This window comes from Rhizobium sp. 05L429, assembly GCF_056397645.1.
This window is the reverse complement of sequence record NZ_JBFTNV010000027.1, coordinates 88265-100084: the sequence shown is the minus strand read 5'-3', so window position 1 is coordinate 100084 and position 11820 is coordinate 88265. Positions and strand designations below refer to the sequence as shown.

The window sequence follows — 11820 nt, the reverse complement described above, 5'->3', positions numbered from 1 at the left end:
ACCTGGAAGGGTGCACTGGCGCAGGACGACGTGCTCGATCACTATCGCCGCGCCGACCTCTTCGCGCTCGCCTGCCGCATCGCCGCCAATGGCGACCGCGACGGTTTGCCGAACGTGCTGGTCGAGGCTTCCAGCCAGCGGCTCGTCTGTCTCTCTACCAACGTCTCCGGCGTGCCGGAACTGCTGAGCGACGGCGAAAACGGTCTGGTCGTGCCGCCCGAAGATCCGGCAGCCCTTGCAAAGGCGCTCGAGATGGCGATCCGCAATCCCGATCTGCGCGAGCGGCTGGGCGATGCGGCGGAGTCGCGCGTGCGCGACCATTTTGATTATCATTCCAGCATCCGGCAGCTGAGCGGCCTGTTCGAAGCAGAATGGCAGAAGGCGTCATGAGAGCTCCCCGCATCTTCTTTTATGTTCAGCATCTGCTCGGCATCGGTCATATTGCACGCGCCAGCCGCATCGCCAATGCGCTGGTGAAGGATGGCTTCGAGGTCACCGTCGTCACCGGCGGCCTGCCAGTACCTGGCTTTCCAGGCGAGGGTGTCAAGACGATCGAGCTGCCACCCGTCGTTGCCAGCAATATCGGCTTTTCCGGCCTTGCCGATGTCGATGGGCAGGCTGCGGGCGAAGAGTTTCTTTCCAGGCGACGCGACCTGCTTCTCAAAGCCTTTGAGGAAGCAAGGCCTGATGTCGTCATTATCGAGGCCTTCCCGTTCGGCCGTCGGCAGATGCGCTTCGAATTGCTGCCGCTGCTCGATGCGATTGAGACCGTCGAGCCGCGGCCGAAGCTCTTAAGTTCGGTGCGCGACATCCTGCAGGAAAACCGCAAGCCCGGCCGCGACGAGGAAACGGTCAAGCTGATCAAGGACCATTTCGACGCCGTGCTCGTGCATGGCGATCCTGAATTCGTGCGCCTGGAKGACACTTTTCCGTTCACCGTCGAGATCGCCGACCGGCTGCGCTATACCGGTCTCGTTGCTCCGCCGCCGGCACCGGAACCATCCGAGACATTCGACATCATCGCTTCGGCGGGCGGCGGCGCCGTTGGGCTGGAGCTGATGCGCGCCGCGCGCGGTGCGGCCGCACTCCTGCCTGCCGATATCAGCTGGCTGCTGATTACAGGTCCCAACCTTCCCGCAGCCGATTTTTCCGCATTGTCTGAATATGCGCCTGCCAATGTCACCCTGGTGCGGTTCCGCAAGGACTTCCCCTCGCTGCTGCGTGGTGCGAAAGTCTCGATCTCGCAGGCCGGCTACAACACGGTGGGTGATCTCTTACGCACCCGATGCCACTCGATCCTCATCCCCTTCATGGCGGCCGGTGAGACGGAGCAGACCGTGCGCGCCGAACGGCTGCGGGCGCTTGGTCTTGCCGAAATCCTCCCGGAGGACGGGCTGACCGTCGACGATGTCAAGGCTGCGGTCGAACGGGCTCTTGCAGCACCGTTGCGTCCGGCCGTTTCCCTTAATCTCGACGGAGCGGCAAAAAGTGCGGCCATCATTCGCTCAATGATCGGCTGAAACCCTCGCCTATTCTAAAATTCATGTGATATAAGAAAATTTCCGGCGAGAATCGGCGTTTCGACATTAGTCCGCTMCGCCTTGTTTTCGTTGCGATATCGGCGGTCTGACTGCATGGTCCTGTACTCGGAGATTCTCCCTTCCCCAGCATCAGGATCGCTGTACGGACTTTCCCCACAGTCTGACGGTTAGCCATGGAAAAAAGCCTCGCGCGCTACATCTGGAAGAACACGCGGCTGCAGCAGCTCTGGATTCTGCTGGTCGTCGCAGCCTCCATGGTGCCCTACTTTCTATCCTTCGACCTGCCGAAGCAGATCGTCAACGGACCTATTCAGGGTGACGGCTTCGAAGGGCCGGGTGCGCGACAGACATTCATGCACATCGCCTACGACATCCCGCTGATCGGCCATGTCGAATTCTTCAAGGGCCTGGAGCTCAACCGCTTCCAGATGCTGATGGCGCTGAGCCTCGTCTTCCTGGCGCTGGTGGTGCTGAACGGCCTCTTCAAGTTTTATATCAACACCTATAAGGGTCGGCTTGGCGAACGCATGCTGCGCCGCATCCGCTTCGAGCTTATCGATCGCGTGCTGCGCTTCCCGCCCTCCCATTTCAAACGGGTGAAATCGGCCGAAATCGCCACCATGATCAAGGACGAGGTGGAGCCGATGGGCGGCTTCACGGGCGACGCCTTCGTCTCACCCGCCCTGCTCGGCGGTCAGGCGATTACCGCGCTGGCCTTCATCATCATCCAGAATTTCTGGCTGGGCATGATCGCGGCGGGCATCGTCGGCGTGCAGGCCATCGTCATTCCCCGCATGCGCAAGCGTCTCTTGGAACTCGGCCGCCAGCGCCAGTTGACCGCGCGTGAACTTTCGGGACGCGTGGGCGAGATCGTCGACGGCATCGGCACGATCCACGGCAACGACACCTCCAATTTCGAGCGTGCCGATATCGCGACCCGCCTCGGCCGCATCTTCTCGATCCGCTACGACCTTTATCAGTGGAAGTTTCTGGTCAAGTTCATCAACAACTTCCTCGCCCAGGTCACGCCCTTCCTGTTCTACGCAATCGGCGGTTATCTGGCGCTGCAGGGCCGGCTCGACATCGGTCAGCTCATCGCCGTCATTTCCGCCTACAAGGACCTGCCCGGCCCGCTGAAGGAGCTGATCGACTGGGACCAGATGCGCCAGGACGTGCAGGTCAAGTATGCGCAGGTCTACGAGCAGTTCAATGTMGAGCCGCTGATCGATAGCCGCATCCAGGAGCTTGCAACGGCGCCGATCGCGCCGCTGACGAGCGCCTTCGTCGTCACAAACCTCTCTGTCAGCGACGACAGCGGCGCACGCCTCGTCGATCACGTCTCCGTCGAGATCAAACCGAACGAGACAGTTGCGATCGTCGGGCCGAACGGCAGCGGCGCGGAGGCCTTCGCCGAAGCGCTCGGCCGTCTGGTCTGGCCGGATTCCGGCCGCATCACCATCGACGGACAGGATCTGCTGGATCTGCCGGAATCGATCACCGGCCGGCGCATCTCCTATGCGGCCGCCGACAGCTATTTCTTCCACGGCACGCTGCGCGACAACCTGGTCTACGGCCTCAAGCATGCGCCGATGAAAGAACCCGAATATGATGACAAGACTGCCCAGGAATACAAATGGCACGTGGCGGAATCGCAGAAGGCCGGCAATCCGACGCTCGACCTCAACAGCGACTGGGTCGACTACGGCGCTGCCGGCGCAAATGGACCTGAAGACCTGCTGAAGGCGATCCGGCCGGTGCTCGACGCAGTCATGATGTCGCAGGACATTCTGGATCTGGCGCTGCGCTCGACCGTCAATACCGAGGTTCATACTGCGCTCGGTAGCCATATCGTCGAACTCAGGACGTCGCTGCGTGAGCGGCTTGCCGGGGAAAACCTCGACGCGATCGTCGTGCCTTTCGATTTCGACGCTTACAATACGCAGGCAACCGTCGGCGAAAACCTGCTCTTCGGTACGATGAAGCGGCCGCTGATGAACAACCGACGGCTTGCCGGCCATCCCTATTTCCAGCAACTCTTCCGCGATACCGGGCTCAGCACCGATCTCTATGCTATGGGKCTGGAAATTGCAGAGAACGCGGTGGAACTCTTCCATGACCTGCCGCCGGACCACCCCTTCTTCCAGCAGCTCACCTTCATGACGGCGGATGACATCCCGACCTATCAGGCGCTGCTGCAGAAACTGCAGGGCAAGCGCTTCGAGGATGCGACGCCGGAAGACCGGGCAAGCATCATCCGTCTGAGCTTTGCCTATATCGAACCACGGCACCGCTTTGGCCTACTGACCCAGGCGCTGACGGACAAGATCGTCAGTGCCCGCAAGCAGTTCCATCAGAATATCCCCGACGACCTCGCCGAACTGATCGAGCGTTATGACATCAGCCGCTTCACGGCCTCCGCGAGCCTTATGGACAACGTGCTCTTCGGCCGAATCGCCTATCAGCAGGCCGATGCCTCCGACCGCATTCGCCTCATCATGGGTGAGCTCTTCGATGCGCTCGATCTCTATGACGACGTATTGTCGATCGGCCTTGAATTTGACGTCGGCTCCGGCGGCAAGCGGCTGACGGGGGTGCAGCGGCAGAAGCTCAATCTTGCCCGCGCGCTGCTCAAGCGGTCCGACTACTTCATCTTCAACCGGCCGATCCCCGCGCTCGACCAGCGCATCCAGGACCAGATCACCCGCAACATCATCGAAGGCCTGCACGAGGAAGGTAAACGCCCGGCGATCATCTGGGTGTTGTCAAACGCCAAGCTTGCCGAAATCTTCGATCGGATTCTGCTCTTCGATCGCGGCGATCTTGCCGAGGCGGGCAACTATCCGGAACTTTCCGAGAAAAACGGGATGTTCAAGGAACTGTTATCGTAATATTCTATTGGGGCGGCAGAGACGGCGCCCGCAAGGTGCTTGGAGTTGGTTTTTAGCGCATGATCACGGACCATGCGGCAGGGGATTGTAACGCTCATGCTGTTGAGAGATGAAGTCGAAATGCTGCGGCGGGTGYCGATCTTCTCGAGGATCGCACCAGCGAAACTCAAGCTCTTGGCTTTCACCTCCGACCGCATGACGTACCACGTCGGCCAAAACCTGTTCCGACAGGGCGATGTCGGCGACGCCGCCTATGTMGTACTGTCAGGCACGGCCGATATCATCGTTTCCTCGCCTGCCGGCGAGATCAAGGTTGCCGATGTCGAGGTCAATTCCATCGTCGGCGAAATCGCCATTCTCTGCGACGTCTCGCGTACGGCAACCGTGCGTGCGACCTCTCCGCTCGAAGTCTTGCGCATCAGCAAGGAACATTTCCTCAAGCTTCTGAGTGATTTCCCGGAAATGGCCGTGGAGATCATGCGCGTGCTCGCCGACCGTCTCAACCACACGACCGCCGAACTGACCGCCGCGCGCGCTGCCAAGCAGCCGCAGATGGCGCAATAAAGTCCGAAAATAAGATCCCAAACAAAAAGGCCCGCCGGGTTTCCCAGGCGGGCTTTTTTGTTATGCCTATGCGCTATTCGCGCTGTTCCAGCGCCCGGCTGAAGGCAAGAGCCGCCAGCGTGCAGATCGCGCCCGAGAGCAGGTAGTAGCCGACGAAGGTCAGGCCGAACTGGCTCGACAGGCTGAGCGCGACCAGCGGTGCGAAGCCGGCACCGATCAGCCAGGCAAGGTCGGAGGTGAAGGCCGCACCGGTGTAGCGATAGCCGCGCCCGAAACGCGACGATATCGAGCCGGTCGCCTGGCCGAAGGAAAGACCGAGCACGCCGAAGCCTATGATGACGAAGGCGTCATGACCGCTGTTGCCGGCGCCAATCAGGAACGGGCCGATGAAGCTGAAGATCGCAATGAGCACAGCGCAGATCGCAAGCTGCGCGCGACGGCCGATGCGGTCGGCGATCATGCCCGAGGCGATGATGGCGACGAAGCCAACCATGGCGCCGATAACCTGCACCACCATGAAGGCGCCGATCGGCTGGTTGCCGTAAAGGCTCATCCAGCCGAGTGGGAAGATGGTGACGAGGTGGAACATGGCAAAGCTTGCCAGCGGCACGAAAGCACCGATCAGGATATCGCGGCCGTGGACGCGCAGCACGTCGAGGATCGGCGCGGCTTCAAGCTCATGCTGCTCAAGAAGGGTGCCGAATTCCTTGGTCATGACAAGGCGAAGGCGGGCGAAGAGTGCGACGACGTTGATCGCGAAGGCGACGAAGAACGGATAACGCCAGCCCCATGAGAGGAAGTCTTCCGGGGAGAGGTTTGCGACGAAGTAACCGAACAGGATGCTCGCCAGCGCAAAGCCGATCGGTGCGCCGAGCTGCGGAATCATTGCGTACCAGCCGCGATGATTCGGGGGCGCATTGAGCGCCAGAAGCGAAGCAAGGCCATCCCATGCGCCGCCAAGCGCGAAGCCCTGGCCAAGTCGGAAGAGTGCCAGCAGGGCGATCGACCAGTAGCCGATTTCATCATAGCCCGGCAGGAAGGCGATCGACGCCGTCGAGCCGCCGAGCAGGAAGAGCGCGATCGTGAGCTTCGTGCCGCGCCCGTACAAACGGTCGATCGTCATGAAGACGACCGATCCGACGGGGCGAGCAAGGAAAGCGAGCGAGAAGATTGCAAAGGAATAGAGCGTGCCTGTCAGCCGATCCGGTGCGAAGGGAAAGACGAGCTGCGGAAAGACGAGTACGGATGCAAGGCCGTAAACGAAGAAATCGAAAAATTCCGACATGCGACCGATCACCACGCCGACCGCGATACTGCCGGGCGAAACCGGCTTGTCGTCGTGAATGCGCCGCGCATCCCTTTCCAGCGATGAAGATGATGGTCCTAAATGTCTGGCAGTAGCCATATGAAACGCCTCCCTCGTTCAAGGTGCCTGTGACAAAGCACCCCAAGCTGATCTTGTTCCATCTTTGCAGCTTATCAAGTCCGATTGCGCAAATAGTTTTCCCGAATTYTCAAAAATCAATGCGGCCGAAAAAATCGCCCAATATACCGGCCGACCTATTCCAGAGTTTTATTGGGCAAAGCCTTACATTTCGGATATACAAAAATCGACGCCCGCCAAATTCCTTCTTGATTTCATCAGGATTCAACGGCGTCAGGGAGGCTGACTTCTCCCGCAGTGCAAAATGCGTGTTGCACTGCGACCAAAGACCTCATATCGCTGCGCGTGCCAGTGCTTTAGTCGGCAATCGAACGAAACAAAAAGAGCTTAGAGACGTGCAAAAACTGTCAAAGTTTTCCCGCCTTCTACTGATCTTGCCGCTGTTTTTTTTGGCAGGATGCAACCTGGTGGTCATGTCGCCTTCGGGTGATATCGCCACCCAACAGCGTGACCTCATCATCGTCTCCACGGTGCTGATGTTGCTGATCATCATTCCGGTGATCTTTCTCACGCTGTTTTTCGCCTGGCGCTACCGGCGCTCCAATACGGCCGCGAACTACGCGCCCGAATGGCATCATTCCACGCGCCTCGAAATCGTGATCTGGGCCGCGCCGCTCGCCATCATTATCGCGCTTGGCGCCATCACGTGGATTTCCACGCATAAGCTCGATCCCTACCGCCCGCTTGACCGTATCGATGCGGACCGTGCCATTCCGGCAGATACCAAGCCGCTGACCGTCGAGGTCGTGGCACTCGACTGGAAATGGCTATTCTTCTATCCCGACCTCGGCATTGCGACGGTCAATGAGCTCGCAGCTCCCGTCGACATGCCGATCAGTTTCAAGATCACCGCCTCCTCGGTGATGAACTCCTTCTTCATTCCTGCCCTTGCCGGCCAGGTCTATGCCATGCCCGGCATGCAAACGAGATTGCACGCCGTCATCAACAAGGAAGGCGAGTATGACGGTTTCTCCGCAAATTACAGCGGTGAAGGCTTCTCGCACATGCGCTTCAAATTCCACGGCCTGAACCAAGAGGGTTTCGACGCCTGGGTGGCGCAGGTCAAGCAGCGCGGCACGATGCTCAATCGCGACACCTATCTGAAGCTCGAAAAGCCGAGCGAGAACGAGCCGGTGCGCTATTATGCCGGTGCCGATGCCGACCTTTACGACGCGATCCTCAACATGTGCGCCACGCCCGGCAAGATGTGTGCAGGCGAGATGATGCACATCGACATGATGGGCGGCGGCGGCAAGGAAAGCCAAGAAAACCGCGAAAAGCTGACCTACGACAACCGCCATGCGGACGAAGGCATCGTTGCACCTGCGGCGACCGTGCCCGCAACCGGGGCTCCCGCGCGAAGCGAGCCGGCCAGGAACAGCGGCGGCGACATGCAGGACATGCCCGGAATGGACATGCAGCATGAGGGTCACTCCATGCCTGGCACGAGCAACGGCGGCGATCCGGCGCCGGCGCAGCTCAACAATAACAATTAACCTGGCGCTTTGCGTCGCAAGACATAATGAACGGGTTGTTCCATGTTTTCCAATCCTGACCTCCTGAAGTTCATCTTCGGCCGGTTGACCCTCGACGCGATCCCCTATCACGAGCCGATCCTGGTCGTGACCTTCATCGGCGTCGTTATCGGCGCCATCGCGGTGCTCGGCATCATCACCTATTTCAAGTTCTGGGGTCCGCTCTGGCGCGACTGGATCTGCAGCGTCGATCACAAGAAGATCGGCATCATGTATGTGATTCTCGCCGTCATCATGCTGTTGCGCGGCTTCTCCGACGCGCTTCTGATGCGCGGCCAGCAGGCAATCGCCTTCAACGGCAATGAAGGTTACCTGCCGCCGCACCATTATGACCAGATCTTCACCGCCCACGGCGTCATCATGATCTTCTTCGTGGCGATGCCCTTCGTCACCGGCCTCATGAACTTCGTGGTGCCGCTGCAGATCGGCGCGCGCGACGTCTCATTCCCGTTCCTCAACAACTTCTCGTTCTGGATGACGACGGCGGGCGCGATCATCATCATGCTCTCGCTCTTCATCGGCGAATTCGCCCAGACCGGCTGGCTTGCCTATCCCCCTCTCTCGGGTGCTGCCTATAGTCCCGGCGTCGGCGTCGACTATTATATCTGGGGCCTGCAGGTCGCCGGTGTCGGCACGACACTGTCAGGCATCAACCTGATCGCGACAATCGTGAAGATGCGTGCTCCGGGTATGACCTTCATGAAGATGCCGGTCTTTACCTGGACGGCGCTCTGCACCAACATCCTGATCGTCGCTTCCTTCCCGATCCTGACCGCAACGCTCGCTCTCCTGTCGCTCGATCGCTACGCCGGCACGAACTTCTTCACGAACGACCTCGGCGGCAATCCGATGATGTACGTCAACCTCATCTGGATCTGGGGCCACCCGGAAGTCTACATCCTGGTTCTGCCAGCCTTCGGCATCTTCTCAGAAGTGGTCGCGACCTTCTCGGGCAAGCGCCTCTTCGGCTACGCTTCGATGGTCTATGCCACCTGCGTGATCATGATTCTCTCCTACCTCGTGTGGCTGCACCACTTCTTCACGATGGGGTCGGGTGCTTCCGTCAATTCCTTCTTCGGCATCACCACGATGATCATCTCGATCCCGACGGGTGCGAAGATGTTCAACTGGCTCTTCACCATGTATCGCGGCCGCATCCGCTACGAGGTGCCGATGCTGTGGACGGTCGGCTTCATGGTGACCTTCGTCATCGGCGGCATGACCGGTGTCATGCTTGCCGTGCCCCCGGCCGACTTCGTACTGCATAACTCGCTGTTCCTGATCGCCCACTTCCACAATGTGATCATCGGCGGCGTTCTCTTCGGTATGTTCGCCGGCGTGAACTACTGGTTCCCGAAGGCCTTCGGCTTCAAGCTCGATCCCTTCTGGGGCAAGATGAGCTTCTGGTTCTGGCAGATCGGCTTCTGGTTCGCCTTCATGCCGCTCTACGTGCTTGGTCTGATGGGCGTCACCCGCCGCATGAGCCAGTTCGATGATCCGTCGCTGCAGATCTGGTTCATCATCGCCGCCTTCGGCGTCGGCCTGATCGCGCTTGGCATCGCCGCCTTCCTGATCCAGATCGTCGTCTCCTTCAGGAAGCGCGAAGAGCTGCGCGATGACAGCGGCGATCCGTGGGATGGCCGCACGCTCGAGTGGTCGACCTCTTCGCCGCCGCCGGACTACAACTTCGCCTTCACGCCGGTCGTGCACGATCACGACAGCTGGTACGACATGAAGAATCGCGGTTACGAGCGTCCGCTCGGCGGCTTCAAGCCGATCCACATGCCGAAGAATACCGGCACCGGCGCGATCCTGTCTGCGATCAGCATAGCGCTCGCCTTCGGCCTGATCTGGTACATGTGGTGGCTGGTGGTCGTCTCAGCCGTTGCCATGCTCGTCGTCGCGATTGGCCATACGTTCAACTACAACCGCGACTTCTACATTCCCGGAGAAGAAGTCACCGAAACGGAAGGCAAGCGCACTCGGCTGCTTGCCGAGCAGGTGTAAGAGACCATGAGCGATCATACTATCGACACGGCCGAAAAGCCTGAATTCTATCTGACGGAAGACCATCATCCGGAGAACAGCACCAATCTGGGCTTCTGGCTCTATCTGATGAGCGATAGCCTGATCTTCTCGGTGCTGTTTGCCACCCATGCCGTGCTTGGCCGCAGCTATGCGGCCGGCCCGTCGCCAGCCGATCTCTTCGATCTGCCGCTGGTCGCCATCAACACCTCGATGCTGCTGCTCTCCTCCATCACCTACGGTTTTGCGATGCTGCAGATGGAGCGGAACGCCAAGGCGGAAACGCTGTTCTGGCTGGCCGTGACCGGCCTCTTCGGCGCGGTCTTCATCGGCCTCGAGCTTTACGAGTTCGTGCACCTCATCCATGAAGGTGCCGGACCGCAGCGCAGCGCCTTCCTGTCGTCTTTCTTCACGCTGGTCGGTACGCACGGTCTGCACGTCACCTTCGGCATCATCTGGCTGATCACGCTGATGGTGCAGGTCTCCATGCACGGCCTGCATGAAGCCAACCGCCGCCGTCTGATGTGCCTTTCCATGTTCTGGCACTTCCTCGATGTCGTCTGGATCGGCGTCTTTTCCTTCGTTTATCTGATGGGAGTTCTCGGATGAGTTCGCAAGCACCCGCACATGAGGATGCCCACGAGGCTCACCACGGCCACAGCCATGGGCACCAGGCTGGTCACGGCAGTTTCAAGAGCTACGTGACGGGCTTCATTCTGTCCGTCATCCTCACTGCCATCCCCTTCTGGCTGGTCATGGGAGAGGTCTTCGAAAACCATATCGTGACAGCCATCCTGGTGATGGCACTCGGCGCCGTGCAGATCGTCGTTCACATGATCTTCTTCCTGCACATGAACACGAAGTCGGAAGGCGGCTGGACGATCATGGCACTGATCTTCACGATCATCATCGTCGCGATCGCGCTGTCGGGTTCGCTTTGGGTCATGTATCATCTGAATGCGAACATGATGCCGATGAGCCCTGAATTGATGAAGAATATGCCCTAGAGGCTGGGAACGGGCGGCGGCAACGTCGCCCGTTGCGGTTTACCTATGACCGATATTTCTTCCGACCAACAGGACAGGCCGCGTTCGCCCGTCACACTTGCGATCCTTGGGCTCGTCCTTCTGGCCCTCATCGCCGCCTTGCTCGCGCTCGGCACCTGGCAAGTCTACCGACTCTCCTGGAAACTCGATCTCATCGCCCGCGTCGATGCGCGCGTCCACGCCGAGCCCATCGCACCGCCCGCGCAAGCCGACTGGAGCAAAGTCAACGCCGCCGATGACGAATACCGCCGGGTTACGGCATCAGGTACCTTCGAACACGACAAGGAAACGCTGGTCACGGCATCGACAGCGCTCGGCTCTGGCTATTGGGTGCTGACGCCGCTCAGGCTCGCGGATGGCAGCGCGATAACAATCAATCGAGGCTTCGTGCCGACCGACCACCGCGACCCGGCCTCGCGGCCCGAAAGCGAGATCAGCGGCTCTGCTGATGTCACTGGGCTGATGCGCATGACCGAGCCGAAGGGCATGCTGCTGCGCTCCAACGATCCGGCTGGCGACCGCTGGTATTCGCGCGATGTCGCAGCCATTGCCGAGAAGCGTGGCATTGCGGACGTTGCCCCCTTCTTCATCGACGCGGACGCGACACCCAATGCCGGCGGCTTTCCGCTCGGAGGGTTGACGGTCGTCGACTTCCCGAACAACCACCTTGTCTATGCGATTACCTGGTATGTGCTGGCGATCATGGTGACGGGGCTGCTCGTCTATATCGTGCGGAACGAGGTCAGTCTTCGTCGTAAAACCTAAGCGGTCACAGGG

The 11820-nt window shown here is 59.9% G+C and carries 10 protein-coding genes; 9 read left to right on the top strand and 1 reads right to left on the bottom strand.

The features are described from left to right. From AC1DNW_RS25130 to AC1DNW_RS25115, 4 genes are all read left to right on the top strand, one after another. Nucleotides 1-390 (top strand): glycosyltransferase family 4 protein (locus tag AC1DNW_RS25130; RefSeq protein ID WP_477854680.1); only part of this gene is annotated, 390 nt, incomplete at its 5' end. Continuing rightward, the gene (locus tag AC1DNW_RS25125) at nt 387-1520 is read left to right on the top strand and encodes a glycosyltransferase family protein (protein ID WP_477854679.1); all 1134 of its coding nucleotides are present in this window, start codon (nt 387-389) and stop codon (nt 1518-1520) included. The genes AC1DNW_RS25130 and AC1DNW_RS25125, both read left to right, overlap by 4 nt. Nucleotides 1521-1714: 194 nt before the next feature. After that, nucleotides 1715-4429, top strand: a complete 2715-nt coding sequence (locus AC1DNW_RS25120) for an ABC transporter transmembrane domain-containing protein (protein ID WP_477854678.1) — start codon at nt 1715-1717, stop codon at nt 4427-4429. A 96-nt stretch (nt 4430-4525) separates the two neighbouring features. Beyond that, a complete protein-coding gene (locus tag AC1DNW_RS25115; RefSeq protein WP_477854677.1) occupies nt 4526-4993 on the top strand; it encodes a cyclic nucleotide-binding domain-containing protein in 468 nt (155 codons plus the stop codon). A 73-nt stretch (nt 4994-5066) separates the two neighbouring features. Here AC1DNW_RS25115 and AC1DNW_RS25110 read toward each other — a convergent pair whose 3' ends face one another. Continuing rightward, complete coding sequence (locus AC1DNW_RS25110) at nt 5067-6398, bottom strand: MFS transporter (RefSeq protein ID WP_113296885.1); 1332 nt, start codon at nt 6396-6398, stop codon at nt 5067-5069. Between the two features lie 374 nt (nt 6399-6772). Between AC1DNW_RS25110 and cyoA the strand changes: the two genes are divergently transcribed. Genes cyoA through AC1DNW_RS25085 form a run of 5 tightly spaced genes read left to right on the top strand, consistent with a single transcriptional unit; the run spans nt 6773 to nt 11808 of the window. Further along, a complete protein-coding gene (gene cyoA, locus AC1DNW_RS25105; protein WP_477854683.1) occupies nt 6773-7933 on the top strand; it encodes a ubiquinol oxidase subunit II in 1161 nt (386 codons plus the stop codon). Between the two features lie 42 nt (nt 7934-7975). Further along, entirely contained in the window at nt 7976-9979 is a 2004-nt protein-coding gene (gene cyoB / locus AC1DNW_RS25100) for a cytochrome o ubiquinol oxidase subunit I (protein WP_113296887.1), read from the top strand. Nucleotides 9980-9985: 6 nt separating this feature from the next. After that, nucleotides 9986-10606 carry a cytochrome o ubiquinol oxidase subunit III gene (gene cyoC / locus AC1DNW_RS25095; protein ID WP_113296888.1) on the top strand — a complete coding sequence of 207 codons (621 nt, stop codon included), beginning with the start codon at nt 9986-9988 and terminating at the stop codon, nt 10604-10606. Beyond that, nucleotides 10603-11004 (top strand): cytochrome o ubiquinol oxidase subunit IV, encoded by a 402-nt coding sequence (cyoD, locus tag AC1DNW_RS25090; RefSeq protein WP_113296889.1) that lies wholly within the window; start codon nt 10603-10605, stop codon nt 11002-11004. The genes cyoC and cyoD overlap by 4 nt, the downstream gene beginning before the upstream one ends. A 45-nt stretch (nt 11005-11049) precedes the next feature. Continuing rightward, nucleotides 11050-11808 (top strand): SURF1 family protein, encoded by a 759-nt coding sequence (locus AC1DNW_RS25085; RefSeq protein ID WP_477854676.1) that lies wholly within the window; start codon nt 11050-11052, stop codon nt 11806-11808. The last annotated feature ends 12 nt before the right edge of the window (nt 11809-11820 follow it).